The following is a 26,773-nucleotide window of genomic DNA, read 5'->3' as shown; positions in this document are numbered from 1 at the left end:
GACGGCCCGCGTCGGCTCACTTCCCGCCGGGAGGGCCGACCAGCAGCAGGATGACGTACAGCGCGACGATGCCCACGACCAGCAGCAGCGCGAGCACCCACGGCCGCTGCAGGAACCACCGCATCAGCCGGTCGTACCAGCGCCGATCGCGCGGATCGTCCGTCGCCTCGAGGCGCCAGTCTCCGGTGAGTCGGCCGGTGCGATGCAGCCAGATCTCCATGGGGATCGTCGCATAGGGGACGATGGCGCTGGCCACCGCGAGCACGCCGACGCCGGGATGCCAGCGCTGGTTCAGCGCGACCAGGATCGCCGTCGCGGCGTACGACAGGAACACGAACCCGTGGATGCCACCGCCCACGGTCACCACGACTCCTGGAGCGCCGACGGCGCGCGCGATGATCGCGGAGATCAGGATCGTCCAGGTGATCGCCTCGGCGATCGCGAGAACTCGGAACAGGCGGTCGGGGGTGCGGAACACGGTACTCCTCGGGTGGTGTCCCTCCACCGTATCCGCACGCTCAGGGCTCCGAATCAACCGAATGGTTGAGGTCGGTCAGCAGAGCGCCGACACCGCACAGCGCATCATCGCAAGGCCGCCACAGACGCCGCGACGGAATAGCGAACGGCCCGACGGCGTTGCCGAAGGCATGGTGACAGTGGATGCGGATGCGCTCTCGAACGTGCTCGGCTCCGTCGACCTCCGTGTCGGCATCGGTCGACGCGCCTCGCTGCCCGCGGGATCGCTGCTGCCCATCCCGGCCGACAGCATCACCCTGGTCTACGTCGCCGCAGGAGGCGTGAACGGGCACCCGCCGCTCGGCGACGGCTGCCGACTCGACGTCGACACCGACTCGAAGCGCTTCTCGCTCGACTCCCTCGCCCTCGACCCGAAGGCCCGCCGAGACATGCTCGTGGCGGGTGACGCCTTCCTGACGCTCGGTCGTTCGCCCTTCGTTCTCGAAGCACAGGACGACACGAGTCTGATGGTCGCCGACATCGAGCTCGCGGATGCGGCATCCCCGCTCCCCGCCCTGCTGCCCCCGTTCCTCACGGTCACCGGTTTCGACGCCGTGGAGCCCGCCGCCGCAGCCCTCGCCCTCAACATGGGGATCATCGATCACACGGTGACACCCGCGCGCCAGGGCGACCCCATCATCTGCCGCATGATGGCGACCACCGTGCTGCTGTCCCTGATCAGGGCATGGGCGGCGAACGGCTGCGCGCCGACGGGATGGCCCTCGTTGTCGAACGATCCATTCCTCGACCGCGTCGTCGACGCCATCCGCGAGGAGCCCGGACGCGACTGGACGGTCGAGCGCCTGGCCGGCATCGGCGCCATGTCGCGGTCGACCTTCGCGGAGAGGTTCCGCAGCGCGGTCGGCCGCTCACCGGCGGACTATGTGACCGAGGTGCGTGTCGACGCGGCGAAGCGGATGCTCGAGGCAGGACGCAGCGTCTCCGACATCTCGCGCGAGCTGGGATACGCCTCCGACGAGGGGTTCAGCCGTGCGTTCCGACGCCGCACCGGCATGACCCCCTCGTCGTGGCGGCTCGCCCACCGCCTCCCCGTCTCGGCCTGAGGCCGCGTCCGACTCAGTCCTTGCTGCTGACCCGGTTGGAGACGCCGAAGAGCACCGCACCGGCGAGCAGCGCGATCGCGCCGATCACGTAGACGAGCTCGACGTTCAGGGTGTCGACGAGGAGACCGCCGATGCCCGCCGCCAGCGTGATCGCTCCCTGGAACCCGACGACCACCAGGCTGCCTCCCGCTTCGAGACGATCCGGCATGCGGTGACCGACCCAGGTGTTGGCGACGATCAACCAGGACGAGAAGAAGAAGCCCCACACCAGCACGACGATGCCGACGCCGATGATCGACCCGGAGAACAGGATCATCGAGATCACGGACACGGCGATCACCAGCGGTGCGAACACCGCGAAGAACGCGAAGGTGCGGTCGATGACGAGCCCGATCGTGATGTTGCCGAGGAGCCCGCCGACGCCGAACAGCGCCAGCAGCACCACGATGGTCGAGGCGTCCACCTCGGGGATGCGCTCCAACGCGAGACGCACATAGGTGTAGGCGAGGAAGTGTCCGAGCACGACCAGGACGTGGCCCACCATGCCGAGACCGATCCCCGGGCGGCGCAGCGTGTCCACGAGCAGACGCAGGCTCGACGCCCTCTCGGCCGGAACCGAGGGCAGCGCGAAACGCAGGACGACGGCGAGGACGACCATCAGCACACCGGCGATGGCGAAGACCATCCTCCAGTCGACGAGCTCGCTCAGCATGACACCCAGCGGCACACCCGCCACCGTCGCCAGCGACACCCCCGCCGAGGTGAACATGACACCGCGACCGAGATTCTCCGGTCCCGCGAGCCGTGCCGCGACCGTGATCGACATCGCCCAGAACGCGCTGATCGCCGCGCCCAGCAGGAAGCGCGCCAGCAGCACGATGATGAGGTTCGGGGCGATCGCGACGATGAGGTTCGACACGGCGGCCGCGAGCGCCATCCATACGAGCAGCGACCGCCGGTCGAGCCGCGGGAACATGAGTCCGACGGTCGGAGCGACCACGAGCCCCACCAGCGCGGTGACGGTGACGGTCTGCCCTGCCTGCCCCGGGGTGACCCCGAGCCCGTCGGCCATCTCGGTGAGGACGCCGTTGGGAAGGAACTCGGCCGTGACCAGCAGGAACCCCATCAGCATCAGGACGATCAGTCCGCCGTAGCGGATGCGGACAGCCGCGGACGGCGGCAGGGTGGGGACGGGGGCAGTCGTGGTCATGTTCTCCACACTCGCAGTCCGCGGAGGCCGACGCCCGATCAGGCGTCCGCCGCATCCGACCATTCGTCCGGTCCGGTTCCGGCGGGCTCACTCCGCCTCTGGACACGGTGTCGTCGACACCCTAGGCTCGACGACGCACCGGGAGGATCCCGGGAAGCCCGAGCGGACGGAGCCGAAGACATGAACACCGTCTTTGTCGCGCTCTCCGCCGACCACCTTCCCCTCGAGGCCACCCGCTCCTGATCCTGGTGTGGCCTCCTGCTCCCGGAGCCACATCGTGTCTGATCTCTTCGCTTCCTCGGAAGCCGCGTCCTTCGACGCACCATCCTCTTCTTTCGACGCCTCTTCCTTCGACGCCCTCGAGACCGAGCTAACCTTCGCCGACGTCGTTCCCGGCGAGGGGCAGCGCTGGACCACGTGGCCGGCGGTCACCCCTTCCGAGCGAGGTCCTGAACCCCGGCCCGCGTGGATCGTGACCTCGGCCGGGGCGCTCGACACGGAGCGAGGCATCCTCAAGACCGGCAAGGAAGCCGACGTGTTCCTGCTCGAACGCGCGGTGCCTGGCGACCCGACGCAGCACAGCCTGCTCGCCGCCAAGCGATACCGCAGCGCCGAGCACAGCAGCTTCCACCGCTCGTCGATCTACACGGAGGGCCGCAGCACCCGGAACACCCGCGATACGCGCGCGCTCGCACGGAAGTCGGTCCACGGCCGGGAGGTGGCCGCAGCGCAGTGGTCGTTCGCCGAGTTCGAGGCGCTCTGCCGGATGTGGGAGCTCGGCGCACCCGTGCCGTACCCGGTGCAGGTGAACGGAACCGAGGTGCTGATGGAGTTCCTCGGCACCTCCGACGGCACGGCCGCGCCCCGCCTCGCCCAGGTGCGCAGCGATCGCGCCGAGCTGCAGGACTTCTACGCGCAGACGGTCGACCTGATGCGGACCTTCGCCGCAGCCGGCTTCGCGCACGGCGACCTGTCGGCATACAACCTGCTCGTGCACGAGGGGCGGGTGCGCGTGATCGACCTGCCGCAGATCGTCGACATCATCGCCAACCCACAGGGCCTCGACCTGCTGCACCGCGACTGCATGAACATCTGCGAGTGGTTCACCCGGCGACGCGTCGACTGCGACCCCGAGGAGCTGTTCGCCGAGCTGCTCGCCGTGCTCTACTGAGCGCCGGATCCCACGCGCGCAGCCAGCAGGGTCACGAGCTCGTAGACCACATGGCTCGCGGCGATGCCGGTCATCTGCGCGTGGTCGTAGGCGGGCGACACCTCGACCACATCCGCCCCGACGATGTTCTGCGAGGTCAGGGCCCGCAGGATCCGCAGCAGCTCGCGGCTCGTCAGCCCGCCCGCCTCGGGGGTGCCGGTGCCGGGCGCGTGGGCGGGGTCGAGCACGTCGATGTCGATCGACACGTACAGCGGCTTGTCGCCGATTCGCTGCAGGATGCGGGCGATGGCGGCCTCGACCCCGTGCTCCTCGATGTATTCGCTCGACACGATCGAGAAGCCGAGGCGCTCGTCGTCCTCCAGGTCCTGCTTGGAGTACAGAGGGCCACGGGTGCCGACATGGCAGCTCGCGGTGAGGTCGATCAGCCCCTCCTCGCTCGCGCGACGGAAGGGAGTGCCGTGCGTGATGGGGGCCCCGAAGTAGGTGTCCCAGGTGTCGAGGTGCGCATCGAAGTGCAGCACAGCCACGGGCCCGTGCTTCGCCGCCACCGCACGCAGCAGTGGCAGAGCGACCGTGTGGTCGCCGCCGATCGTGACGATGCGCTGCACCTGCTCGCCGAGCGCCAGCGCCGCGCGCTCGACCTCGGTCACGGCCTCGGTGAGATCGAACGGGTTGACCGGGATGTCACCGGCGTCCACCACCTGCGAGATCGCGAACGGCGACACGTCCTGGGCGGGATTGTAGGGGCGCAGCAGCCGCGAGGACTCCCGCACGTGCGACGGGCCGAAGCGCGTGCCCGGTCGGTAGCTCACACCGGAGTCGAAGGGGATGCCGACGACGGCGATGTCCGCACGCGGCACGTCTTCGATACGCGGCAGCCGGGCGAAGGTCGCGATGCCGGAGTACCGCGGGTTCACGGAGGCGTCGATGGGGCCGATGTTGTCGGTCATTGCTCGTTCCTGTTCGTCGGGGATGTCGAGGGATTCAGAGCGCACTCTGCGGGATGTGCACCAGCTGCACTCCCCCGTCGGTGATCGCGGCGCGGATGCTCGATGCGATGTCGTCACGGCGTTCCACCCGCCGCCCGGTCGCGCCGAAGGCCGAGGCGAGCGCTGCCCAGTCGGGCTGTACCAGGTCGACGCCGATCGGCTCCATGCCGCGGTCGACCTCGTTCTGACGGATCTCGGCATAGCCGCCGTTGTCGACGCACACGATCGTGATGTCGAGGCGCTGTTCGACCGCCGTCACCAGCTCGTTCACGCAGAACATCAGGGCGCCGTCGCCGATCACGGTCACGACCGGGTGCTCGGTCTGCGCGACTCCGGCACCGATCGCTGCCGGAAGACCGTAGCCGAGGGTGGCGTAGGTCGGGGTGTAGAGCAGGGAGTGCGGATGCGCCGACGACAGCACGCTGCCGAGCGCCATGTAGACGATCTGCGACGAGTCGCCCGCGACGACGGCATCGGCGGGCAGAGCCTCGACGATGATCTCGGCCAGTGCCACCGTGTCGGGGGCGGTCGCGCGCATCTCGGCGTCGATCGCGGTGCGCTCGGCGGTGAGGTCACGCGCCGGGCGTACACCGGCGGGGAGGGCAGTCGACAGCGCGTCCAGAACGGCAGCTGCATCCCCCGTGATCCCGACCGTCGCGGCGAGGTTCTTGTCGCGCTGCGCGAGCGAGATGTCGATGCGGATGACCACGCCTCCGGCTTCGAGCCGCGGCGCCCACAGTTCGGCCTCACCGAGCTTCGAGCCGACCACGAGCAGCACGTCGGCATCTTCCGCGACCGCGCGGGCCGCGGCGAGACGAAGGTTCGACCCGAGCGAGAGCGGATGCCGCTCGTCGACCACGCCCTTGCCGTTCAGCGTGGTCAGCACCGGGGCTCCGAGACGCTCGGCCAGGAGGGTGACCTCGTGCGCGGCATCCACGGCTCCCCCACCGGCGACGATCACCGGGGTCTTCGCCTCCGCCAACAGCCGCGCCGCTTCGGCGAGCGCAGCCGGCTCGCCCGAGACCCGCGCAGGGACCGGACGCGGCTGCCGCGCCTCGGCGGGAACGTCGGCGGGCGCTTCCAGCACGTCGAGCGGGATCTCGATGTGGACGGGGCGCGGACGGCCGGTGCGGAACAGGTGGAACGCATCGTGCACGGCCTCGACCGCCTCGGCGGCGCTGGTCACCCGCCGCGACCACTCGGCGATCGCGGCGACCATCGCCGAAGCGTCCTTCGTCTCGTGCAGTGTGCCGACGTCGGCGAACTCCGCACCGAGCGGCACTCCCGGCGAGAGCACGATGAGCGGGCGCGACTCGCAGAAGGCCGTGCCGATCGCGCTCATGGCGTTCTGCAGTCCGGGACCGGAGGTCGTGATCACGACTCCGGGGAGGCCGGTCTGCTGCGCCCACCCGTCGGCACCGTAGCCGGAGCCCTGCTCGTGACGGTTCGTCACCGCGCGGATGCCGAGGTCGGCGAGCGGGCGGTAGAGCTCGAGGTTGTGGGTGCCGGGGATACCGAAGATCGCGGTGACCCCGTACGCGCGGATCGTCTCCAGCACGGCCCGCCCGGCGGTGTCGGCGTACTGCTCTGCCGCTGTGGTGTCGCTGCTCATCGGATCATCCTCACACTCGGTGACGACGGACGCCGTCGACCCAGGTCTCCCGCACCGTGATCGCCGAGATCTCCTCGGCGGGAACGGCCAGCGGATCGCCGGAGAGCACCGCGAAATCGGCGTACTTGCCGACTTCGAGCGACCCCAGATCGTCTTCGCGGCCGATCGACACGGCACCTTCGATCGTGTGTGCGCGCAGAGCTGCGAGCGCCGAGACGCGCAGGTCGTCCGGCCCGAGCTTGTGCCCCCGACGCGTGACACGGGTCACGGCCGTCTGGATCGCTTCGAGCGGGATGGGCTCGGCGACCGGGGCATCGGACGAGATCGTGAACGGCACGCCCGCGCGCTCGAACTCGCCCAGCGGGTTGAAGCGCTCGCCCGGAGTGCCGATGGCCTCCTCCACGCCTTCGCCCCAGTTGAAGTAGTGCTGGGTCTGGTTGACCGGACGGATGCCGGAGGCGGCCATCCGCTCGATCTGCTCGGGAGTCGGCAGGCCGCAGTGCTCGATGCGGTGACGGGCGTCGGGATCGGGGTGCTCGGCGAGCGCGGCCTCGATCGCGGACACGACCATCTCGATTGCGGTGGGCGACTGCGCGTGTGTCGCGGTCTGCAACCCCGCGGCGTGCGCTTTGCGGATGAGCCCCTCGTACTCGGCGGGCTCGTGGTACAGCTGGCCGGTGCGGCAGGGATCGCCCACGTAGCCGTCAGGGAAGTATGCGGTCCAGCCGCCCAGCGTGCCGTCGGCGTAGAACTTGATGCCGGCGAAGCTCAGGTGCGCGTTGCCGAACTGTCCGACGAGACCCATCTCGAGCGCCTCGTCGAGCAGGTGCGACAGCAGGTACATCGACACGCGCAGTTCCAGGCGCCCGGCCTCGGCGAGGCGCAGGTACATGTCGAACTCGCGGCGCGTGACCTGGGCGTCGCCGATCGAGGTGACACCACCGGCCAGGAACCGCTGGGTCGCCGCGTCGAGTTGGCGCAGGTGCTCCTCCGGCTCGTCCGCCAGGTGGAAGTTCGGACCGTGGTGGCCGATCTTCACGCCGTGGACGCCGGTGAGGATGTTGCAGGCCGCATCCGACAGCTCCCCGGTGAGCTCACCGTCCGCGTCGTGGAAGAACTCTCCGCCGTCGGGGTTCGGGGTGTCCCGGTCGACACCGTTGGTCGTGAGGGTGTGCGAGTTCACCACACCGCCGTGACCCGAGGCGTTCATGAGGTAGACCTCGCGGTCGGCGGCGACCTCGTCGAGCTCGAACCGGGTGGGGTGGCGCTTCTCGGCGAGGTTGCGCTGCTCGTAGCCGTAGCCGCGCACCGGGCGCCCCTCGGGAAGCTCGGCGGCCGCCGCCTTCAGCAGCGCCACGATCTCGGGGATGCTGCCCGCCTTCTCGGGGCCGCAGTCGACCCAGCTCATCATCTGCCCGAACATGAGCGGATGAGCGTGCGCGTCGACGAAGCCGGGGACGATCACGGCGTCGCCGAGATCGATGCGCTCGGGCGAGAGGCCCACCCCCTCCGCCGCCGCCTCGCACTCGGCGGGGGTGCCGATCGCGAGGATGCGCCCGCGATCGGTCAACATCGCCGTCGCCGTGGTGGCGTCGTCATCCGCGGTATGGATGGCGTGCGCGGTCAGGAGGAGGGGAGCCGTCTGAGCCGAGCGGTCGAAGGGGGTGAGCTTTCTCATGGGGAACCTGTTCGCGGTCGTGACGGACGGAGGAAGGCGGGCTGTCGGGGACGCTCTGGCGTCAGGGCTGTCGAGGACGCTCCGGCGTCAGGGCAGCCGGTTCGCCGTGGTGTCCGTACGCGCGGTGAAGGACGCCGTCACAGGAGCCTCGTCGGAGTGCTGCGGCGCGAGGCGGGTGCAGATTCCGGCGATGAGGGCCATGCCGATGAACATCGCGATCACCGACCAGATGCTGCCCGTCCAGGCGATCAGCTGCGTCGCGAACCACGGCGAGAATCCGGCCCAGACCGCTGCGCCGACACCGTAGGAGAGGGCGATCGAGGTGTAGCGGGCCTGCGGGCGGAACATCTGCGAGAGCAGGGCGGCGATCGGTGCGTAGGTGGCGCTCATCGCGATGCGCACCAGCGAGGCGAACAGGAAGATGAGCGGTTCGATGCGTCCGGGCAGGATCAGCAGGAACGGCACGAAGGTGAGCACCGAGGTGATCAGACCGATGTACATGACGTTCTTCCGCCCCCACTTGTCGCCCAGCCAGGCGACGGGGAGGGTCACGACGAACTCCACGAAGGAGGCGATCGTCATGGCATCGAGGATGACCTGCTCGCTGATCGCGACCGCGTCGCCGGTGGCATAGGCCGTGGCGAAGGTGGTGGCCAGGTAGTAACCGCCGGTCGAGATGGGCAGGATGCCGATGCCGAGCAGGATCGGGCGCCAGTTGGTGCGCAGCGCGAAGGCCAGCGGCATCGACTGCTTGCGGCCCTCGACCTTCGCCTCGAAGACCGGGGTCTCTTCGACGCGATAACGGACCCAGAAGCCGACGCCGACCAGCACGATCGACAGCAGGAACGGGATGCGCCAGCCACCGTTGATGATGAAGTCGTCGCCCATACGGGTCATGATCGCGAAGATGCCCGATGCCAGCAGCGCACCGGCCGGGTTGCCGAGCTGCGTGAAACCGCCGTAGAAGGTCTTCGACTTCTCGGGGGCGTGCTCGACGCTCATGAGCACCGCGCCACCCCACTCGCCGCCGACCGCGAGGCCCTGCACGGCACGGAGCAGGATCAGGAGGATCGGGGCGAGGATGCCGATGTTCTCGTAGGTGGGCAGGCAGCCCACGAGCACCGTGGCCGCGCCCATCATCACCAGCGTGATGACGAGCGACGTGCGTCGGCCGAGCTTGTCGCCGATGTGACCGAAGATGATGCCACCGAGGGGCCGGACGAGGAAGGCGACCGCGAAGGTCGCGAAGGCGGCTGCGGTCTCGGCCAGCCGGTCTCCGCTCGGGAAGAACAGTGGACCGAAGACGAGCGCCGCGGCGGTGGCGTAGACGTAGAAGTCGTACCACTCGATGGTGGTACCGACGAAGGCGGCGATGCCGGCGCGGCGCGCCCGGCTGTGGGTGCCGCTGGTGGGGGTAGTGGTCATGGGGGTGCCCGCTCCTTTGCGGAAGATGTCGGATAGCGAAGGATGCTACGGAGGTGCGGGCCCGTCGGCAAGGGCAGAACTCCAGCGATAACGGGGATTCACTGGATATATGATCGCGCATCTGTGCAATGCGCGCCTTCCCGACGGCGATCACCTCTCCTACACTGAACTTGCGCACGGCGAAGCGTGCGATCGCAGGAAACTGACGAAATGGGCGGAACCATGGATTTCGACGCCGAACTCATCCGCGCGCTGCAGGAAGACGGCCGGGCGAGCATCCTCTCCCTCGCCGAGCGGCTCGGGCAGTCCAGAGCCGCTGTCGCCGCGCGACTGCGCACGATGCTCGCCGACCGCACCGTGCGTGTCGTCGCCGCTGTCGACCCCGTGTTCCTCGGCCAGCACGTCCTCGCCCACGTCTCGATCCGCACCGATGGATCGGTCGAGCTCGTGGCGGAGCACCTGCGCGACATGAGCGAGACCGTGCTGGTGTCGGCGGTCGGCGGCGCGCACGACGTGGTCACCGAAGTGCGCGTGGGGTCGATGTCGGAGCTGCACGACCTGCTGGCCCTGATCCGAGCGATCGACGGGGTGCTCGACATCAGCACGATCATCTATTCGACCGTGATCAAGGGCTTCTTCGTCTCGGAGTATCACGGCGGCGTCACCCTCGACGCGATCGACGAGGCGCTGATCGAGCAGCTGCAGGCCGACGGACGCAAGAGCTTCCGCGCGCTCGGCGAAGAGGTGCGCCTCTCCCCCTCGGCCGTCGCGACCAGGGTGCAGCGGCTGATCGATGCCGGCGTGATCAAGATCAGCGCGGTCGAGGCGCGCGGACTCGCGCACCGGCAGTTGTCGATGGGGGTGGGCATGACCCTCGGAGACGACGACGACGCCGTGATCGACGAGCTGCGTCGCGGCCGTGGGGTGGACTTCGCCGCGCGCACGCTCGGCCGCTTCGACGCGGTCGCCACTCTGGTCGAGCCTTCGGCCGGCGCGCTCTACGCCAGCCTGGAACGCCTGCGTGCGCTGCCCGGAGTGACGCGCATCGAGGCCTGGCTGCACCTCGCCGTGCTGAAGGAGGACTACGCCCGCACGCTGCGTCCACTGCGGACGGACTGAGGCGCGGCCCCTGCGTCAAGGGGATGGAGGACGCGGCCCGACAGGGGCAGGCTGCCCGCATGAGCAGCGAGGAGTCTTCCGCGACGGAGTCCGGTCCCGAGCGCACGGCGGACGGGCACCACATCGTCGTGAACGGGCGACGCTGGCGTGCGAGCGATCCGTCGATCCCCGACACGCTGCGACAGGAACTGGTGGATGAGCTCATGGCCGCGCGGCGAGCGGTGAAGACCTCGGACGACGATGCCCGTCGCCGGGTGCACGACGCCAAGACCGCACTCGGCGAGCGCGGAGCCCCATGGTGGGAGGACCCAGAGCCGGAAGCCGCGGACGATCGGATCGCTGCCACCATCCGAACCCTCACCCGCAAGCGCTCGGAGTCATCGATCTGTCCGAGCGACGTGGCCCGCGCCATCGGCGGGGAGTCCTGGCGTTCACGGATGCCCGACGTCCGACGCGTGGCCGCGGCCCTGGCGGAGAGCGGAGAGATCGTCGTGACGCAGAAGGGGGAGGCCGTCCGGATCGACGAGGCCCGTGGTCCGGTCCGCATCCGCCGCGGGCCGGCCCTCTGACGAGCCCCACCACCACGTTTCCGCGCCGCACCGCGCGGCGCGCCGTCACCGGGCGTTCACCCGGCACCGCCAGACTTCGAGAATGAGCGAAACCGAGGGGCACAGCGCCGTGCCCGAGCCCGTGGCGACCGCGAACAGCGGCGCCGTGGCCGTCGTCGGCCTGGACCTGCGCGGCGAGACGCCCGCCCCGAAGAAGCAGGTCTACTCGTGGGCGCTGTGGGACTGGGCGACGCAGCCGTTCAACACCGTCATCCTCACGTTCGTGTTCACGGCGCTCTATCTCGTGGGCGAGGGCTTCCTCCCGCCCGAGGTCGCGTCGCTCGACGTGGACGATCCGGTCCGGCTCGCCGCGGAGGCAGACCTCGCGTCCGGTCTCGGTCTGGGCTCGACGATCGCGGCGTTCGGCATCCTGCTGCTCGCGCCCGTCCTCGGCCAGCGCGCGGATGCGGCGGGGCGTCAGAAGCTCTGGCTCGGGATCGGCACCGGCGCGCTGATCCTGTGCATGCTCGGCCTCTGGTTCGTCGAGCCGATGCCGAGCCTGTTCTGGCTGGGCGTCGCCCTGATCTCGGCCGCGACGGTTTTCCAGGAGATCGCGGCGGTGAACTCCAACGCGATGCTCATCGGCATCGCGAACCCGAAGAACGTCGGTCGCATCTCCGGCCTCGGCTGGGGCTTCGGCTACCTCGGCGGCATCATCGCGCTCGTGATCGTGGTCGTGCTCGACACCTTCGACTGGTTCGGCATGTCGACCGACAACGGGCTGGCCTACCGGCTGATCGCCGTCGGATGCGCCGTCTGGGCGATCATCTTCAGCATCCCGATCTTCCTGAACGTGCCGGAGCCGTCACTCGGCCGTCCGGAGCGCAAGGTCGGCTTCTTCGCCTCGTATCCGCTGCTGGTGAAGGACGTCGCAGGTCTCTACCGCAACGAGGAGACGCGGCCCACCTTCTGGTATCTGCTGGCGAGCGCGGTCTTCCGTGACGGGCTGGGAGGCGTCTTCGCGTTCGGCGCCATCATCGGCACCGCGGTGTTCAAGTTCGGCGCGCAGGACATCATCATCTTCGGCATCGCCGCGAACCTGATCGCCGGCATCTCGACCATCGCCGCCGGCCGGCTGGACGACCGGCTCGGGCCGAAGCGGATCATCCTCGCCTCGATCGGGTCGATGATCGTCGCGGGTCTCGCCGTGTTCTTCCTCCGTGACGCCGGCGTGATGGTGTTCTGGGTCGGCGGTCTGATCCTGTGCGCCTTCGTGGGCCCCGCCCAGGCTGCCGCCCGATCCTTCCTCGCCAGAGTGACGCCGGCCGGACGCGAGGGCGAGATCTTCGGTCTCTACGCCACGACCGGGCGCGCGGCGAGCTGGATGGCGTCAGGCGCCTGGACCGTGCTGATCGTGCTGACGAGCCAGACCGCCTACGGAATCCTGGGCATCGTGGTCGTGCTGATCGCCGGCTTCCTGCTCCTGCTCCCCGTCAAGGCTCCACGCTGAGAGAGTCCTGCGGAGACCGTGAGCCACGGGGCGGGAGTAGCCTGACCGCGTGACTGTGATCCTCGCCTTCGTGGCCAACATCCTCGTCGCGATCGCGAAGACCGTCGCCGCGATCATCACCTCGTCGGCGTCGATGGTGGCCGAGGCGGCGCACTCGTGGGCCGACGCGGGGAACGAGGTGTTCCTCCTCATCGCCGACCGCCGAGGGGCGAAGGCCAAGGATGCGCGGCATCCGCTCGGCTACGGTCGCAACGCCTTCGTGTGGTCGCTGATCGCTGCATTCGGGATCTTCACCGCCGGTTCGATCGTGTCGATCATGCACGGCATCCAGGAACTGTCCGACACCGGCCCTGTCGAGAGCCCGACCGTGGCGTACATCGTGCTGGGTGTCTCGTTCGTGCTCGAGGGCGCATCATTCACGCAGGCGATGGTGAAATCCCGCCGCCTCGCGAAGGAGCGCGGCTCGTCGACCTGGGACTTCGTGCTGGAGACGAGCGACACCACACTGCGCGCCGTGTTCTTCGAGGACTCCGCCGCACTCATCGGACTCGTGCTCGCCGGCGGAGCGATCCTCCTCCACCAGATCACGGGCGTCGCCGCCTGGGATGCCATCGGCTCGATCCTCGTCGGTGTCCTGCTCGGGGTGGTGGCGATCATCCTGATCCGGCGGAACATCGCCTTCCTCGTGGGCGCGACCGCCGCACCGGAACTGCGCGCGCGGGTGGGGAGCGCCCTGCTGGGCCTGCCGCAGGTCGAGCGGGTGACCTACCTGCACATCGAGTACGTCGGTCCGAATCGACTCTTCATCGTGGCGGAGGTCGACCTCGCCGGCGATGCGCGCGAGCACGACGTGGCGCGGCAGCTGCGAGACCTGGAGCAGCGGATCGAGCAGCACGACGCGGTCGAGACCGCTGTGCTGTCCCTATCGGTAGACGACGAGCCGTCGGTGGGATTCGCGTCGGCCTGAGCCTGCGGACTCGGCGGACACCGTCATCACCTGCGCGGACATCGAGCCGCTCGCCGCGCCGATCACCGCGGGCTTCGCTTTCTCGCCCGACGACTCCTCGGAAGACGCCTCCGGCACCACCTGTGTCTGGATCAACGACGCGGTGGCCTCCGCGTCCACCGCTCTCGAGGACTACGCCTCCCTCGCGGTAGGCATCGATGAGACGACCTGGAGCACGGACGAGCTGAGCACGCTCCAGGGGGCGATCGACGATCCGCGCGCTGCAGCTCTCGATGGACGGGTGCTGCTGCTGGGCGACGGCGAAACTCTCGGCGAGGTGGGTTCGGTTCAGCTGCTCTCCCCTCGCGGCACGGTGACGATCGTGGCCACCGACATGCTGCTCTCGGCATCAGCCGACACGGCGATCCCGGTGGATTCCGTCATCGACGTCGCCGCCGACGTCGCGGGCCTCCGCCGCTAAATCCGCCGCTAACTCAGCCGCTAACGCCGCCGCTTCAAGGCTCCCCTCAGCGCTGCCAGTTGTCGGCGAGCTTGTTGAGCAGTCTGGCGAGCTCGACGCGTTCCTCCTCGGTGAACGAGGTCAGCGCGGTCGTCAGCATCTCGCGACGCTCGCCGCGCATGCCGCGGGCGAGGCGGCGTCCTTCGTCGGTCAGCGCGATGCGGGTGCGCCGCGCGTCGTCGGGGTCGGCTTCGCGGCGCACGAATCCGCGTTCGACCCCCTGCTGGACGAGCCGTGAGGCGCGGGGCTGGTCGACACCGATCGCCGCGCCGAGGTCACTGACACTGAGTGGGGCGGACGCGGCGGCGAGCGCCTCGAGCATCCGCATGCGGGCGGGGCCGCCGAGGCGCCCCGAGGGGTCGGCCATCCACGGGGGCATCCCAGGGTGACCGCGGTGATGGGCGAAGTGGTCGTGCGGATCGTCGCCACCGTGCCCCTCGCCGGGGCCGCCGTGCGGGCCGTCCTGCCACGCGTGGGGGCCGCCGTGACCGCGACCACCTCTTCCCCCCGGGCCGCGCTCGCCGGGACGCCGTCCGCGCAGACGGGACAGCGCCTGCGCGATGGCTTCGGCGGGATCGTTCGGTTCGGTGGCCATGGCTCGATTTTACATGCGACTTGACATGCATCAGAACTTCATGTCACACTACATGTACATGCACTGTGACATACACATGCACATTGACAACTACGTCACTCCGACAAAAGGACTTCTCATGAACACCTCTGAATCACAGAACACCTCTGAATCACAGAACACCTCCCGCCCCTTCGGCTACTGGCTGAAGGCCGCCGACCGCCTGATGGCGGCCGAGTTCGCCGCCGCTTTCGACGGCGAACACGCGAGTCGTCGCGACTGGCGCATCCTCAACATCGTCGACGGCACCGTCCCGTCCGACCGCCCACTGAACGGCCACAAGCTGCATCGGCTCGTCGAGCGCGGCTGGGTCTCTCCCGAGGGCGACGGCTGGGCGATCACCGACGACGGTCGCGCCGCGAAGGATCGCCTCGGCGCCATCGTCGACGACATCCGCACCAAGGTGGAGGAAGCCGTCTCCCCTGAGGACATGGCCACCACGCTCGCCTCGCTCGAGAAGATCGCCCGCGCGTTCGGATGGGACGAGGAGACCCCTCTTCCCCGCGGACGCCGTCACGGCTTCGGCGGACCCCGCCACGGTCGCGGATTCGGCCACGGCTTCGGACGACCCTTCGGACGCGGCTTCGGTCGTGGCTTCGGCGCGGGAGTCGAGCGGGGTTTCGAACACGACCGGGAGCACGGTTTCGACCGCGAACACGCATGCGAGCACGGGCACGCGCACAGCCGCGAGCACGGTCACGGCGAGCACGGTCACGGCGAGCACGGTCACGGACGCGGTCGTGGACACAGTCCGCACCGTGCGGAGCGGATCGCCCAGCACGCCTTCGAGCGCGGTTTCGATGCGGGATTCACCCGCGGGCGCGACGCCTGATCCCCCCCCCGCAACACTGCGAGACGCCTCACCCGACACTCGGGTGGGGCGTTTCGCGTTCTCAGCGCCCGAGAGTCAGAGGTCGAGCAGCAGCAGGGCCGACTCGGTCGCCCCGGCGGCACGCAGCCGCGCTCGCATCGCGGCGGCGGCGATCGCGTACGGCCGGGCGTCATCGAGCAGCAGGGAGCGCGAGTTGGCCTCTTCGTTCAGGGCGACGAGCTCGAACGCGAGCACCTCGGGGTCGGCCTCGACCTCTCCGGCATCCACGGCGTGACGCAGCTGGGCCTCCACATAGCCGTACCAGTCGACCAGCGCCGACCGCACCGCATCGCTCACCGGTCCGGACTTCGAGTCGACGTCGGCGGCCGTCGCCGCGAAGAAGCATCCGCCGGTGAACACCCGGTCCCGCGAGTACGACAGCGAGTTGTGCAGCAGCGCGGCGAGACGGTGCAGCCCGCGCGGATGGACTCGCGCCGGCTCGACGATCCGCGCCGTGAAGATCTCGCGGGCGGCGGCGACGGTTGCGAGCTGCAGCCCCTCCTTGCTCTGGAACAGCGTGGCGATGCTGCTCTTGCTCGACCCCGAGGCCTCAGCCAGCCGTCCGATACTCAGTCCGTCGAGCCCTTCGACCGATGCGAGGTCGGTCGCGCTCTGCAGCACGATGCGGCGCGAGGCATCACCACGGGCCCTCCGCCCATCCAGAACAGCGCTCTCGGTCACACACCTAGTATACGAACGATCGTTCGCCTACTATACGTATGATCGTTCGTATTGTTCCGGCGAAGGAGCCTCCATGCCGTCCGTGCCCGCGTTGCTCGCTCGCAGCATCCCGCTCGCCGCCGCTGTCTCACCGACGCTCGCCGGCGACATCGCCTATCGACTGTTCTTCACGACGTCGCCGCGGATGCGCGTGAGTGAAGCGGACGCTCCCACGCACGCCGACGCCCGACGGGGCCGGCTCACGGTACGCAGTCACGAGGTCGTCACCTACGAATGGGGCACCGGACCTCACACCGCGCTGCTCCTGCACGGCTGGCGAGGGCGAGCCTCGCAATTCGCGCCGCTGGTGCGGGAACTGCGCTCCGAGGGGTTCCGGGTGATCGCGTTCGACGCTCCTGCGCACGGCTCATCGTCCGGGCGGAGCACCGACATCCGCGACTGGATCGACGCGGCCGAGCAGCTGCAGGCCGAGCACGGGCCGTTCGTGGTGATCGTCGGCCACTCGTTCGGGGCGCTGGCGGCACTGACCGCAGCCCGTTCGACCGTTCCGGTTCCGGCCGTCGCCGTGATCGCCGGCGCCGCCGCCCCCGACGCCTTCCTCGCACAGTTCGCCACAGACCTGCACCTCGACGCCGCGACGACCGCCCGTCTGTCGGAGCGATTCCGCAGGAGGTTGCACATGGATCAGTCCGCCGTAACCGCACGATACGACGCCGTGAAGCGCCCTCTCCCCGCCGACACCGCCCTGCTCGTGGTGCACGACCGCGGCGACCGGAGGATGCCCGACCACGATTCGCTCCGTCTGCACGACGCCCACGGCGCACGGTCGCGTCTGGTGCGCACAGAGGGCCAGGGACACACGAGGGTGCTGTCGGCGGATGCGACGCTCGATGCCGTCATCGCGCTGACGGCCTCTCCGCACGTGCGGTGACCGGGGTAACCTGACCTCGTGATCACCTGCGTCGTGACGTACACGATCGATCCGGACAAGATCGACGCCTTCGAAGAGTTCGCGCGCGCCTGGATGCGGCTGGTCGATGATCACGGCGGCAGACATCACGGCTACTTCCTTCCCTCCGAGGGAGCGAGCGATCAGGCCCTGGCACTGTTCACCTTCCCGTCGCTCGCTGACTACGAGGTGTACCGGAAGGGCTTCGGGGTCGATCCGCAGTTCATCGAGGCGGACCGTATCCGCGACGAGAGCGGGTGCGTGCTGCGCTACGAACGCACCTTCATGCGACCGCTGCTGCCGACAGACCTCGATCCGGAGGACTGACGGCGCCCGAACGGCTTGCGCCCGCCGTCAGATGCGGCGCGGTCCTGGACCGTCCGTTGCGAGTGCATCCTCGGGGTTGAGCAGTCGGCACGCCTTGAGGGAGAGGCACCCGCAGCCGATGCACCCCGTGAGCTCGCGGCGCAGATGCTCGAGCTGTGTGCGCCGGAGGTCGAGCTGTGCGCGCCAGAGCTTCGCCACCCGCTGCCAGTCCCGCTGCGATGGCGGCTCGTCCACCGGGAGGCTCTGGAACACCTCGTGCACATCGGTGAGCGGGATGCCCAGCCGCTTGGCGACGACGATCAGGGAGATCCGACGCAGCATGTGGCGCCGGTAGCGGCGCTGGTTGCCCGAGGTCCGTGTCGAGGCGATGAGGCCGAGCTGCTCGTAGAAGTGCAGCGCTGTCGCGGGAACGCCGGAGCGTCGCACGACTTCGCCGATCGCCAGCAGATCGTCGGGCTCCAAAGACATCATCGCCTCCTCTTGACCTCGAGTTTACTCGAGGTATTAGCGTGACGAACGGCCGCCGAGACACGGCGCCGCCGGGCGGCTCTCCCGCCCCATCGACGCCACGAAGGGCACCCCCGATGACCCAGACTCCGCAACGCACCGCCCCCGCCGGCAGCTGGCGCGAACTCCTCGGCCGCCGCTACGCACCGACCGCCGCCGTGCTCGCAGGCGGTGTGCTCCTCGAAGCGAGCAACGTCTACCTCACGACCAGCCTGCTCCCCACGATCGTGGGAGACATCGGCGGGGCGGAGTTCTACGCCTGGACGATGATGACCTTCCTGTTGGCCTCCGTGGTGAGCTCGATGATGGTCAGCCGTGTTCTCACCCAGCAGGGCGCCGTCCGGGCGTACCTGCTCGCCCTCGGCCTGTTCGCTCTCGGGTCGCTGCTCTGCGCCGCGAGTCCGTGGATGTGGGCATTGCTCGCCGGGCGGGCGGTGCAGGGCCTCGGAGGCGGACTTCTCGCCGGACTCGGCTACGCGCTCATCCAGCGCGCACTCCCCGAGCGGCTCTGGGCGCGGGGCGCGGCGCTCGTCTCGGCGATGTGGGGCGTCGGCAACATCGTCGGCCCCGTCGTGGGCGGCATCTTCGCGCAGCTCGATGCCTGGCGGGTGACCTTCGTGGGACTGGCCGTGGTCTCCGCGCTGATCGGCATCGTCGTGGTCCGCGCACTGCCGCGGACCGCTCGCACGCGGTCGAGCGAGTCACTCCCCTGGGGTTCGCTCCTGCTGCTGGCCGGCGGGGTCGCCGCCGTGGGCATCGCGAGCGTCGTCCCCAGCGGCCTCGGCACCGGGGTCGCCATCACCGTCGGTGTCGTTCTCGGTGCCTGGTTCCTGCGCCACGAGCGTCGCGGTCGCACCGGCATCCTGCCGCGCGTCACCTTCGCGCACGGATCATCGCTCGGGTGGGTCTACGTCACGGTCGCCGTGCTGGCCTTCGCGATCGGCACCGAGGCATTCATCCCGCTGTTCGGGCAGGAGATCGGCGGGCTCGCCCCGTTCGTCGCCGGGCTCCTCGGCGCAGCCTTGTCCCTCGGATGGTCGGTGACACAGGTGTTCAGCGCGAACGCGATGGGCATCCGGTCCCGGCGCACGCTCATCACCCTCGGTCCGCTCGTGGTCGCCGCCGGGCTGACCGCCTACGGCCTGCTCCAGCACGAGGGCCCCTCCGTCCTCGTCATCGCCCTGTGGTTCATCGCACTGTTCCTCGCCGGAGCCGGCATCGGCATCGGCTTCCCCCACCTGACCGTGGCGGCGCTCGGCAGCACCTCGGGCGAAGAGGAGGGCGCCAAGGCCGCCGCGGCCGTCAACACCGTCTTCATCATCGCGAGTGCGTTCAGCTCGGCGATGGCCGGCGTGCTCGTGAACCTCGCCATGCCCGACGTCGTCGATGCCGCCCGACTGCTCATGCTCGCGTTCGCGGCCGTCACGGCGCTCGGAGTCTTCGTCGCCCGCGGCGCGAGCTGGGGCATCGGCCTCTCCTCGACGGACGACGACCCACCCCTCGCTCCCACTCCCGCCACCGAACCCGCCACCGACTGAACGAGAGAGACATAAAGGATGAACGTGGATGAGAACCCGAGGACGCCCGTCACCGTCATCGGCCTCGGCGAGATGGGAACAGCCATAGCGAGGACGCTCGTCGGACGCGGCCACCCGACCACCGTGTGGAACCGCACCGGGAGCAGAGCGGCACCGTTGGCTGCGCTCGGTGCCGATGTCGCCCGGACGGCCGCCGATGCGGTGGCCGCGAGCCCGCTCGTGATCGTGTGCCTGCTCGACGGCACCGCCGTGGAGGCTGTCTTCGAGACGATCGCCGGGGCGGCACGAGGAAAGGTGATCGTGAACGTCACCAGTGGCTCTCCTGCCCAGGCCAGAGCCGCCGGGGAGTGGGCGCAGACGCACGGCGCGCGATATGTCGACGGCGGGATCATGGGCGACCCCGCCGCCGTGGGGTCGCCCGAGGTGCTCCTCTCCTTCAGCGGAGATCGCGTCGGCTTCGACACGCACCGCGGGGCGCTGGAGGGCCTCGGCACCGTCGGATACCACGGAGAGGATGCGGGCCACGCGGCCGTCGAGTTCCTCGCTCAGGTGGCGATCGGCTACGAGTTCCTGATCGGACTGCTGCATACGTTCGCACTGATCACGGCCGAGGGGGCCGATGTCGTGGGGTTCGCGGAGCGCGTCGCGGGGACCGTCGAGGGATATGTGCCGCTGGTGAAGAGCTTCGGCGAGGCCGTGGCCGCAGGAGAGTACGGGCCCGACCTGGGTTCGTTGCACGTGCAGAGAGCACTCATGGACGACCTCGTCAGCCATCGCGAAGCGCTCGGCATGGACACGGTGCGCATGCGGGAGATCAGGCGGCTGATGGATCGCCGGATCTCCGACGGCCACGGCGACCAGGGGTTCTCCAGCCTGTTCGAGGTGCTGAACGACGAGCGGCCCCACCGCGACGAGGCGGAAGACGAGTGACCCGCCGGAGGGCGATCAATCGGTCGCGACAGCGACCCGGCGGGTGAGGTCGAGGAACACGGCACGCTCGTCTGCGGTCAGCGGCGCCAGGAACTGCTCCTGGGCCTGATCGACCACCGCATCGAGCCGGGCGAGCTCGGCGCGGCCTGCTGCGGTGAGGCTGACGACGTTGCGGCGGCGGTCGGACGGATGAGGGGCACGCGCGACGAACCCGCCCTCTTCCAGCACGACCAGTGCCACCGAGACGTCGCTGCGGTCGAGTTCGGTCGCGCGTCCGAGGTCGGCCTGACTGATCGGGCCCGCCTCTTCCACTGCCGCGAGCAGCCGGTAGTGGTACGCGCGAGCGCCCACGTCGGCAAAGAGTTCCTGCAGAAGCGCGTGGGAGCGCAGGTGCGCCCGACTGACCCACCACGTCGCCCTGTGTTCGAGTCGATCCATGAACCGATGCTACTCGTTGGTATCACCAATGATGTGCTACCGTTGGCCGCACCAACGATATGGAGCCCTCATGATCCCTTTCGGCCCGCAGCTCATCGGCCAGACGGAGAAGGCGCTGAACGCCCTCCTGCTCACCCTGCTCTTCCCCCACGCCCTGTCGGAACGGGAATGGGTGACACTGCGCCTCGTCTCCCAGTTCGAGGGAGAGGGCAGCGTGGACAGGTTCGTCGCTGACCGTCTACACGACCCCGACTCCGCGCTCTTCCTCCGCGCCCTCCAGGAGCGGGGACTCGTCGAGGGTTCTCACCTCAGCCCCACGGGCACGACACTGGTGGCCGAGATCAGCCGCGAGATCGCACGCGTCTCCGGCCCCATCTGGGACGAGGTCGATCACGACGACGCGCTCGCCGCCACACGAGCACTGAACCACATCCTGGAGAAGGCCCGGCTGCTCCTACGCGCCTCGGCAGTCTGACCCGGCGACGGAGGCGGTCGGGAGTCGGACGTAGGCTGGATCAGTGGCGGATTCGCGGGGAAGGGTGTGGACCGGCGTTCTGCGCGTCGAGCCGCACCGCGGCGACCACCGGGTGGCGTTGCGCGCCGCGGTCAGCGTGGCCGTCCCCCTACTCGTGCTCTGGGCACTGGGACGCCTCGACCTCAGCATCTACGCCAGCTTCGGCGCCTTCGCCGCCCTCTACGGGCGGCACGACGTGTTCCGCGACCGCATCCGCATGCAGGCGAGCGCCGGTGGCGTGATCCTCGCCTCGATGCTCGTCGGCACGGCACTGTCGGTCCTCGCCGCCCCGGCCCCGGCCAGCATCCTCGTGGTCGCGGTCATCGCGTCGGCCGTCACCCTGCTCGCCTACACGATGCGGTGGCACCCGCCGGGGCCGCTGTTCCCGGTGTTCGCGGTCGGAGCCTGCGCGACGATCCCCGCCACAGCCGCCTCCTTCGGGGACGTGCTGCTGGTCGGTGGACCGAGCGTGCTGTTCGGCCTGGCCATCACCGCCCTCATCGGCATCCTCACCCGCAGCACCGACGACGTGCCGCCGAAGACCCTGCAGCCCGTCGGCCCGATCGCGGGCGAGATGGCCGCGTCGGTCGGAGTCGCGATCCTGGGCGCGGGCTTCGCCGGGCTGCTGATCATGGACTCGCACTGGTACTGGGCGGCGGTCGGCGCGGTGGCCGCCGTGAGCGGACCTCAGCTCAACGCCCGCGTGATCCGCGGCATCCAGCGCCTTGTCGGCACGTTGCTCGGAGTGCTCGTCGCCGCCGGCATCCTCGCCATCGACCTGCCCCCACTCGCCGTGATCGCCCTCGTGGTCGTGCTGCAGGCCGCCGCCGAGCTGTTCGTCGGCCGCAACTACGGCATCGCGATGATCTTCATCACCCCGCTTGCCCTGCTCATGGTGCACCTGGCCGCACCCACGCCCGTCGACATGCTGCTGCAGGACCGCGCGATCGAGACCGTGATCGGGGTGGCCGTCGGCACGGTCGTCGCCGTCGCCTCGGCAGCACTTCGACGCAGGACGGCCCCGAAACGCTCCTGAGCTCAGCAGGTCACAGGAGCGGAACGCCTGAGATCGACGACGCTGCGACGTCGGCGCCCGCGAACGGGAAGCTGGTGGTGTTCAGCAGGTACACGCCCACGACGATCGCGGCGACGAGGAGCAGGAACAGGAACGCGAAGATCACGATGGTGAGCACGCGGTAGCCACCCGACGTCGGCACCTCGGGTGCGACGGACGGCAGCGCCCAGTCATCGGCCACCGCGGCGGGCGGCTCCCCCTCGAGGATGGCGGGAGTCGGACGGGCACGGTCGCCGCGCCGCGTCGCGGGCGGAGGCGGCGGGATCACCGTGTCGGCGGACGGGAGGTCAGACGGCGGCGGGGTCAGCAGCCCGTCCGGGATCGGGATCTCGGGCGGAGGCGGCGGGATCACGACGTCGGCGGGCGGGATCAGCGACTCGTCCGGAAGATCGAGCCCTTCCGACGAGCGCGGCTCCTCCAGGGAGGGCGTCTGCTCCGGGATGACGGGCTCTTCCGGCTGGGTACCGCTCGCGTCGGTCATCTCAGCCTCCGACTGCTCCGACGTCGGTGGTGCCGACATCCGTCCGATGGAAGTTCTGGAACGAGCGGGAGGCCGTCGGTCCGCGCTGTCCCTGGTACCGGTTGCCGTAGGGGCCGGATCCGTAGGGGTTCTCGGCGGGAGAGGTGAGCCGGAAGAAGCACAGCTGACCGATCTTCATGCCCGGCCACAGCTTGATCGGCAGGGTCGCGACGTTCGCGAGCTCGAGCGTGACGTGCCCTGTGAAGCCGGGATCGATGAAACCCGCGGTCGAGTGCGTGATGAGTCCGAGGCGTCCGAGCGACGACTTGCCCTCGAGACGTGCCGCGATGTCGTCGGGCAGCGTGACCTGCTCGAACGTCGCCCCGAGCGCGAACTCGCCGGGGTGCAGGATGAACGGCTCGTCGGGGTCGACCTCGATCAGGCGCGTGAGCTCCGGCTGGTCGACCGACGGATCGATGAACGGATACTTGTGGTTGTCGAACAGGCGGAAGTACCGGTCCAGACGCACGTCGATGCTCGACGGCTGGATCATCCCGTCTTCACGCGGGTCGAGGCCGATGCGGCCGGATGCGAGTTCTGCCTTGATGTCGCGGTCGCTGAGAAGCACGGCACCAGCCTAGTTGCCAGGGGCTTCCGACGCCGTGCCTGCTTTGGCCAAAGGGCACCGGACGGGTAGGCTGGCGTTCGCCCGCTCCTCGGATGCGGGTACGGGGCTGTAGTTCAATGGTAGAACTTCTGCTTCCCAAGCAGACAGCGCGGGTTCGATTCCCGTCAGCCCCTCCACGTGTGACTTCCCGAGCTCTCCCCGCCGAAGGGTGCGTGACCGAGCCGCGTCAGGAGAAGAGCTGGCGGAGCGCTTCGAGGTCGCCGGAATCGACCACCTTCTGGACGGCGTCGATGGTCTCCTGGGTCGCGAACATGCCCTTGAGCGTGCCGTTCCAGATCGCCCGCACGGTGTCCACGTCACCGGCATCGACCGCCGCGCCCGCGGACTCGATGGCCTGCTGGTAAGGAATCTGCTGGAACCCACCGGGGGCGTCATGAGGGTTGTAGTACGGCACCCAGGGAAGATCGGGGTCGGGCGTGAGCCAGAGCACCTGCCCAGGGTGGATATCCCGCCGGTGGTTCATCGAGCCGAGGTTCGGGTACGCGCAGAGCCGTTCAGCGACCACGGCTTCGACGTCGCCGGGCTCGACGGTATACGTCACCGGGGTGCCGTCCTCATCGACTGTCACCTCGCCCCGCGCGAACTCGCGCGCGCCGAGATCACGGAGCGTTCCGTGTCGCTCCCAATACAGACCGTCGCCGTCGCTGTAGACCTCTGACATGCCGGAGCATCTTTCCGGTTCCGTCGGTTTCGGCGTCGAGGCAGCCTCGGCCGCCGTCCGGAGGTCGACCGCAGGAGCGGATGCCTCGGGCGTCTGGACTGCCACCGGCGAGGTGCACCCGACGAGCACTGCGGCGGTCACACCGATCACGACGAGCGCAGGGGCGACCTTCTGCGTGCCGGACATGACGCCATACTGGCAGATCGTTTTCCCGTTCTCGATGCCTGGGCGGCCGCGGAAAAGCATCCCATCCGAATCGTCATCGGTTCCGAACAGAGACAGGAAGGGCGATTTCGTGCGCCCTCCGCGCCGTCCGCACGACCGAGAGAAGCCCCGATGATCGAATCGTCGACACCACCGCTCGCCGCCCTCGACGGCCACCGCAACGTCACCGACCTGCTGGCTGCGCGGGCCGCCGCCGCCCCGGACCATGTGGCGTTCGAGGTCGAGGACGCGTCGACGGGCTCCTGGCGGCCGATCACCACCCGAGCGTTCGAGGACGAGGTGCGCGCTCTGGCGAAGGGGTTCATCGCCCAGGGCATCCGAGTCGGCGACCCCATCGCGATCATGGCGCCCACCCGCTACGAATGGGCCGTCGCCGACCTCGCGGCCTGGTACGCCGGTGCTGTCGTCGTGCCGATCTACGAGACCTCGTCGGGGTCACAGGTGGACGCGATCGTCGCGGATGCCGGTGTGCGCCTGGCCATCGGCGGTACGACCGAACATGCGGCGCTGCTCGAGTCGGCGCTCTCGCACGCCGGCGGAGTCACTCTCGGCGCGTGGGTGATGAGTGCCGAGACCTCGCCGTGGACCCTCCTCGACCTGGCCGCACGCGGGGTCGACGTGACCGACGAGGAGCTCGAGGCCCGCAGGACGGCAGCTACGCAGGATGACCCCGCGACGATCGTCTACACCTCGGGAACGACGGGCGAGCCCAAGGGCGTCGTGCTCACGCATCGCAACTTCCTCGGTCAGGTGCTGAACATCGCCGCGGCCTACCGCGAGATCGTGAACGAGTCCGGCAACACGGTCATCTTCCTCCCGCTCGCTCACGTGCTCGCGCGCGGCCTGCAGCTGATCTGCCTTGCCAGCGGCATGCGCATCGCGCACCTGTCCGACCCTTCGACCGTGGTCGCCACGCTCGACACCCTCCGACCGACGTTCCTGGTGGTCGTGCCACGGGTGCTGCAGAAGATCCAGGCGGCCGCCGCGGGCAAGGCCGCCGACAAGGGACTCACGAAGATCTGGGCGCATGCCGAGGCGACGGCCATCGCGTGGGGCCGCAGCGCCGAGCGAGTCGATGCCGGTCGTGGCGCCGCACGCACCGTCGGCCTGCGCCTGCGCCACCGCCTCTTCGATGCACTGTTCTACGGCCGCCTTCGCACGGTGATGGGCGGGCGGGTCGGCTACATCCTGTCGGGCGGCGCCGCCCTCGACGCCGACCTCTCGCTGTTCTTCCGCGGCATCGGGGTTCCCGTCATCGAGGGCTACGGACTGACCGAGACGACCGCACCGCTCACCGGCAACCTGCCAGGGCGCATAGCCTCGGGAACCGTCGGCGCACCGCTGCCAGGGCTCACGGTCCGCATCAGCGACGAGGGCGAAGTGCTCGCTCGCGGCATCGGCGTCTTCGACGGCTACCGGGACCCCGCGCACGACGACGGTGCGTTCATCGACGGCTTCTTCCGCACCGGTGATCTCGGGCGGCTCGACGAGAAGGGAAGGCTGATCCTCGACGGACGGCTCAAAGACGTGATCGTCACCTCGAACGGCAAGACCATCGTGCCGACCCGCTGGGAGAGCGCGGTCGAGGCGAATCCGCTGGTCTCGCATGCGGTCATGGTCGGCGAGGGGAAGCCGTATCTCTCCGCGCTGCTGGTGCTCGATCCGGAGCAGGCCGGCGCCTGGGCCGAAGCGCAGGGCAGCCGCATCCCGTCGACTAGCACGACCAGCCCGACCGACATCCGCACGGTGGACGACCCGGCCCTGCACGCTCACCTGCAGCGGTCCGTCGACGAGGCCAACGCGCTCGTCGCGCGCAGCGAGCAGGTCCGCCGGTTCAGCGTGGTCTTCGCCGACCTCGACGACCGTGGACTCGTCACCCCCACCATGAAGCTGAAGCGGAGCGTCGTGCTGGATCGCGCGGCCTTCGCCGTCGAAGACCTGTACCTCTGAGAATCGGAAAGCACACC

The 26,773-nt window shown here is 69.4% G+C and carries 28 protein-coding genes and 1 tRNA gene; 16 read left to right on the top strand and 13 right to left on the bottom strand.

Going from position 1 to position 26,773, the window contains the following annotated elements:
- Positions 1-16: 16 nt before the first annotated feature.
- The gene (locus FFS56_RS13385) at positions 17-478 is read right to left on the bottom strand and encodes a DUF3817 domain-containing protein (protein ID WP_046748692.1); all 462 of its coding nucleotides are present in this window, start codon (positions 476-478) and stop codon (positions 17-19) included.
- A 169-nt stretch (positions 479-647) separates the two neighbouring features.
- Here FFS56_RS13385 and FFS56_RS13380 point away from each other — a divergent pair, with 169 nt between their 5' ends.
- Positions 648-1,580: an AraC family transcriptional regulator gene (locus FFS56_RS13380; protein ID WP_137772110.1), complete on the top strand. Its 933-nt coding sequence runs from the start codon at positions 648-650 to the stop codon at positions 1,578-1,580.
- Between the two features lie 13 nt (positions 1,581-1,593).
- On the opposite strand, the gene FFS56_RS13375 is transcribed toward FFS56_RS13380, so the two are convergent.
- Positions 1,594-2,790, bottom strand: a complete 1,197-nt coding sequence (locus FFS56_RS13375; RefSeq protein WP_046748691.1) for an MFS transporter — start codon at positions 2,788-2,790, stop codon at positions 1,594-1,596.
- Positions 2,791-3,067: 277 nt separating this feature from the next.
- Between FFS56_RS13375 and FFS56_RS13370 the strand changes: the two genes are divergently transcribed.
- Positions 3,068-3,961: an RIO1 family regulatory kinase/ATPase gene (locus FFS56_RS13370; RefSeq protein ID WP_127012769.1), complete on the top strand. Its 894-nt coding sequence runs from the start codon at positions 3,068-3,070 to the stop codon at positions 3,959-3,961.
- Here FFS56_RS13370 and speB read toward each other — a convergent pair.
- The 4 genes from speB to FFS56_RS13350 all read right to left on the bottom strand — a co-directional run bounded on the left by speB (position 3,955) and on the right by FFS56_RS13350 (position 9,665).
- Positions 3,955-4,911 (bottom strand): agmatinase, encoded by a 957-nt coding sequence (speB, locus tag FFS56_RS13365; protein WP_046748689.1) that lies wholly within the window; start codon positions 4,909-4,911, stop codon positions 3,955-3,957. The two genes, FFS56_RS13370 and speB, sit on opposite strands and share 7 nt — an antisense overlap.
- A 34-nt stretch (positions 4,912-4,945) precedes the next feature.
- Positions 4,946-6,562 (bottom strand): thiamine pyrophosphate-dependent enzyme, encoded by a 1,617-nt coding sequence (locus tag FFS56_RS13360; protein WP_127012770.1) that lies wholly within the window; start codon positions 6,560-6,562, stop codon positions 4,946-4,948.
- 10 nt (positions 6,563-6,572) lie between these two features.
- Positions 6,573-8,240, bottom strand: a complete 1,668-nt coding sequence (locus FFS56_RS13355; RefSeq protein ID WP_127012771.1) for an amidohydrolase — start codon at positions 8,238-8,240, stop codon at positions 6,573-6,575.
- Positions 8,241-8,327: 87 nt separating this feature from the next.
- Positions 8,328-9,665: an MFS transporter gene (locus tag FFS56_RS13350; protein WP_046748686.1), complete on the bottom strand. Its 1,338-nt coding sequence runs from the start codon at positions 9,663-9,665 to the stop codon at positions 8,328-8,330.
- A gap of 210 nt (positions 9,666-9,875) precedes the next feature.
- On the opposite strand from FFS56_RS13350, the gene FFS56_RS13345 reads away from it, so the two are divergent.
- The 5 genes from FFS56_RS13345 to FFS56_RS13325 all read left to right on the top strand — a co-directional run bounded on the left by FFS56_RS13345 (position 9,876) and on the right by FFS56_RS13325 (position 14,269).
- Positions 9,876-10,784 (top strand): Lrp/AsnC family transcriptional regulator, encoded by a 909-nt coding sequence (locus FFS56_RS13345; protein WP_227750885.1) that lies wholly within the window; start codon positions 9,876-9,878, stop codon positions 10,782-10,784.
- Between the two features lie 59 nt (positions 10,785-10,843).
- A complete protein-coding gene (locus FFS56_RS13340) occupies positions 10,844-11,353 on the top strand; it encodes a DUF3253 domain-containing protein (RefSeq protein WP_058630811.1) in 510 nt (169 codons plus the stop codon).
- 82 nt (positions 11,354-11,435) lie between these two features.
- Entirely contained in the window at positions 11,436-12,842 is a 1,407-nt protein-coding gene (locus FFS56_RS13335; protein ID WP_052748776.1) for an MFS transporter, read from the top strand.
- Positions 12,843-12,891: 49 nt separating this feature from the next.
- Positions 12,892-13,809, top strand: a complete 918-nt coding sequence (locus FFS56_RS13330) for a cation diffusion facilitator family transporter (protein WP_127012772.1) — start codon at positions 12,892-12,894, stop codon at positions 13,807-13,809.
- A gap of 142 nt (positions 13,810-13,951) precedes the next feature.
- Positions 13,952-14,269 carry a hypothetical protein gene (locus FFS56_RS13325; RefSeq protein ID WP_127012773.1) on the top strand — a complete coding sequence of 106 codons (318 nt, stop codon included), beginning with the start codon at positions 13,952-13,954 and terminating at the stop codon, positions 14,267-14,269.
- Positions 14,270-14,315: 46 nt separating this feature from the next.
- Here the strand turns inward: FFS56_RS13325 and FFS56_RS20820 are convergent, their stop codons facing one another.
- Positions 14,316-14,903, bottom strand: coding sequence for a MarR family winged helix-turn-helix transcriptional regulator (locus FFS56_RS20820; protein ID WP_231589720.1), 588 nt, complete (start codon positions 14,901-14,903; stop codon positions 14,316-14,318).
- A gap of 118 nt (positions 14,904-15,021) precedes the next feature.
- On the opposite strand from FFS56_RS20820, the gene FFS56_RS13315 reads away from it, so the two are divergent.
- Positions 15,022-15,774 (top strand): hypothetical protein, encoded by a 753-nt coding sequence (locus tag FFS56_RS13315; RefSeq protein WP_127012774.1) that lies wholly within the window; start codon positions 15,022-15,024, stop codon positions 15,772-15,774.
- A 75-nt stretch (positions 15,775-15,849) separates the two neighbouring features.
- On the opposite strand, the gene FFS56_RS13310 is transcribed toward FFS56_RS13315, so the two are convergent.
- Complete coding sequence (locus FFS56_RS13310; protein WP_046748681.1) at positions 15,850-16,494, bottom strand: TetR/AcrR family transcriptional regulator; 645 nt, start codon at positions 16,492-16,494, stop codon at positions 15,850-15,852.
- A 73-nt stretch (positions 16,495-16,567) separates the two neighbouring features.
- Between FFS56_RS13310 and FFS56_RS13305 the strand changes: the two genes are divergently transcribed.
- Positions 16,568-17,425, top strand: a complete 858-nt coding sequence (locus tag FFS56_RS13305) for an alpha/beta hydrolase (RefSeq protein WP_127012775.1) — start codon at positions 16,568-16,570, stop codon at positions 17,423-17,425.
- An 18-nt stretch (positions 17,426-17,443) separates the two neighbouring features.
- Positions 17,444-17,770 (top strand): NIPSNAP family protein, encoded by a 327-nt coding sequence (locus FFS56_RS13300; protein WP_046748679.1) that lies wholly within the window; start codon positions 17,444-17,446, stop codon positions 17,768-17,770.
- A gap of 27 nt (positions 17,771-17,797) precedes the next feature.
- Here FFS56_RS13300 and soxR read toward each other — a convergent pair whose 3' ends face one another.
- A complete protein-coding gene (gene soxR, locus FFS56_RS13295) occupies positions 17,798-18,238 on the bottom strand; it encodes a redox-sensitive transcriptional activator SoxR (RefSeq protein ID WP_046748766.1) in 441 nt (146 codons plus the stop codon).
- A gap of 116 nt (positions 18,239-18,354) precedes the next feature.
- Here soxR and FFS56_RS13290 point away from each other — a divergent pair, with 116 nt between their 5' ends.
- Together FFS56_RS13290 and FFS56_RS13285 are read left to right on the top strand one after the other, a co-directional pair.
- A complete protein-coding gene (locus FFS56_RS13290; RefSeq protein ID WP_046748678.1) occupies positions 18,355-19,815 on the top strand; it encodes an MFS transporter in 1,461 nt (486 codons plus the stop codon).
- Between the two features lie 24 nt (positions 19,816-19,839).
- Positions 19,840-20,745, top strand: a complete 906-nt coding sequence (locus FFS56_RS13285) for an NAD(P)-binding domain-containing protein (RefSeq protein WP_208644279.1) — start codon at positions 19,840-19,842, stop codon at positions 20,743-20,745.
- Between the two features lie 15 nt (positions 20,746-20,760).
- Here the strand turns inward: FFS56_RS13285 and FFS56_RS13280 are convergent, their stop codons facing one another.
- Positions 20,761-21,183, bottom strand: a complete 423-nt coding sequence (locus tag FFS56_RS13280; RefSeq protein WP_046748676.1) for a MarR family transcriptional regulator — start codon at positions 21,181-21,183, stop codon at positions 20,761-20,763.
- Between the two features lie 70 nt (positions 21,184-21,253).
- On the opposite strand from FFS56_RS13280, the gene FFS56_RS13275 reads away from it, so the two are divergent.
- Together FFS56_RS13275 and FFS56_RS13270 are read left to right on the top strand one after the other, a co-directional pair.
- Positions 21,254-21,658: a hypothetical protein gene (locus FFS56_RS13275; protein ID WP_127012777.1), complete on the top strand. Its 405-nt coding sequence runs from the start codon at positions 21,254-21,256 to the stop codon at positions 21,656-21,658.
- A gap of 43 nt (positions 21,659-21,701) precedes the next feature.
- The gene (locus FFS56_RS13270) at positions 21,702-22,733 is read left to right on the top strand and encodes an FUSC family protein (RefSeq protein ID WP_164734124.1); all 1,032 of its coding nucleotides are present in this window, start codon (positions 21,702-21,704) and stop codon (positions 22,731-22,733) included.
- Positions 22,734-22,743: 10 nt separating this feature from the next.
- Here the strand turns inward: FFS56_RS13270 and FFS56_RS13265 are convergent, their stop codons facing one another.
- Together FFS56_RS13265 and dcd are read right to left on the bottom strand one after the other, a co-directional pair.
- Positions 22,744-23,253, bottom strand: coding sequence for a hypothetical protein (locus tag FFS56_RS13265; RefSeq protein ID WP_046748673.1), 510 nt, complete (start codon positions 23,251-23,253; stop codon positions 22,744-22,746).
- Between the two features lies 1 nt (position 23,254).
- On the bottom strand, positions 23,255-23,860 hold the full coding sequence (gene dcd / locus FFS56_RS13260; RefSeq protein ID WP_045263886.1) for a dCTP deaminase: 606 nt from the start codon (positions 23,858-23,860) through the stop codon (positions 23,255-23,257).
- A gap of 102 nt (positions 23,861-23,962) precedes the next feature.
- Between dcd and FFS56_RS13255 the strand changes: the two genes are divergently transcribed.
- Positions 23,963-24,036, top strand: a tRNA-Gly gene (locus tag FFS56_RS13255).
- A 50-nt stretch (positions 24,037-24,086) separates the two neighbouring features.
- On the opposite strand, the gene FFS56_RS13250 is transcribed toward FFS56_RS13255, so the two are convergent.
- Positions 24,087-24,767: a hypothetical protein gene (locus tag FFS56_RS13250; protein WP_046748672.1), complete on the bottom strand. Its 681-nt coding sequence runs from the start codon at positions 24,765-24,767 to the stop codon at positions 24,087-24,089.
- Positions 24,768-24,917: 150 nt separating this feature from the next.
- Between FFS56_RS13250 and FFS56_RS13245 the strand changes: the two genes are divergently transcribed.
- On the top strand, positions 24,918-26,756 hold the full coding sequence (locus FFS56_RS13245) for an AMP-dependent synthetase/ligase (RefSeq protein ID WP_127012778.1): 1,839 nt from the start codon (positions 24,918-24,920) through the stop codon (positions 26,754-26,756).
- Positions 26,757-26,773 lie beyond the last annotated feature (17 nt).

The sequence above is a fragment of the Microbacterium sp. Beta genome, from assembly GCF_005502545.1.
GTDB classification, from domain to species: Bacteria; Actinomycetota; Actinomycetes; order Actinomycetales; family Microbacteriaceae; genus Microbacterium; species Microbacterium oxydans.
This window is presented reverse-complemented; position numbering and strand designations above follow the sequence as displayed.

Coding starts and splice junctions, on each gene's coding strand:
- FFS56_RS13290 (WP_046748678.1), top strand. CDS start 18,355: ATGACCCAGACTCCGCAACGCACCGCCCCCGCCGGCAGCTGGCGCGAA.
- FFS56_RS13380 (WP_137772110.1), top strand. CDS start 648: ATGGTGACAGTGGATGCGGATGCGCTCTCGAACGTGCTCGGCTCCGTC.
- FFS56_RS13355 (WP_127012771.1), bottom strand. CDS start 8,240: ATGAGAAAGCTCACCCCCTTCGACCGCTCGGCTCAGACGGCTCCCCTC.
- FFS56_RS13265 (WP_046748673.1), bottom strand. CDS start 23,253: ATGACCGACGCGAGCGGTACCCAGCCGGAAGAGCCCGTCATCCCGGAG.
- soxR (WP_046748766.1), bottom strand. CDS start 18,238: ATGTCTTTGGAGCCCGACGATCTGCTGGCGATCGGCGAAGTCGTGCGA.
- speB (WP_046748689.1), bottom strand. CDS start 4,911: ATGACCGACAACATCGGCCCCATCGACGCCTCCGTGAACCCGCGGTAC.
- FFS56_RS13315 (WP_127012774.1), top strand. CDS start 15,022: ATGAACACCTCTGAATCACAGAACACCTCTGAATCACAGAACACCTCC.
- FFS56_RS13335 (WP_052748776.1), top strand. CDS start 11,436: ATGAGCGAAACCGAGGGGCACAGCGCCGTGCCCGAGCCCGTGGCGACC.
- FFS56_RS13245 (WP_127012778.1), top strand. CDS start 24,918: ATGATCGAATCGTCGACACCACCGCTCGCCGCCCTCGACGGCCACCGC.
- FFS56_RS13280 (WP_046748676.1), bottom strand. CDS start 21,183: ATGGATCGACTCGAACACAGGGCGACGTGGTGGGTCAGTCGGGCGCAC.
- FFS56_RS13340 (WP_058630811.1), top strand. CDS start 10,844: ATGAGCAGCGAGGAGTCTTCCGCGACGGAGTCCGGTCCCGAGCGCACG.
- FFS56_RS13345 (WP_227750885.1), top strand. CDS start 9,876: ATGGGCGGAACCATGGATTTCGACGCCGAACTCATCCGCGCGCTGCAG.
- FFS56_RS13375 (WP_046748691.1), bottom strand. CDS start 2,790: ATGACCACGACTGCCCCCGTCCCCACCCTGCCGCCGTCCGCGGCTGTC.
- FFS56_RS13360 (WP_127012770.1), bottom strand. CDS start 6,562: ATGAGCAGCGACACCACAGCGGCAGAGCAGTACGCCGACACCGCCGGG.
- FFS56_RS13250 (WP_046748672.1), bottom strand. CDS start 24,767: ATGTCCGGCACGCAGAAGGTCGCCCCTGCGCTCGTCGTGATCGGTGTG.
- FFS56_RS13305 (WP_127012775.1), top strand. CDS start 16,568: ATGCCGTCCGTGCCCGCGTTGCTCGCTCGCAGCATCCCGCTCGCCGCC.
- FFS56_RS20820 (WP_231589720.1), bottom strand. CDS start 14,903: ATGGCCACCGAACCGAACGATCCCGCCGAAGCCATCGCGCAGGCGCTG.
- FFS56_RS13275 (WP_127012777.1), top strand. CDS start 21,254: ATGATCCCTTTCGGCCCGCAGCTCATCGGCCAGACGGAGAAGGCGCTG.
- FFS56_RS13350 (WP_046748686.1), bottom strand. CDS start 9,665: ATGACCACTACCCCCACCAGCGGCACCCACAGCCGGGCGCGCCGCGCC.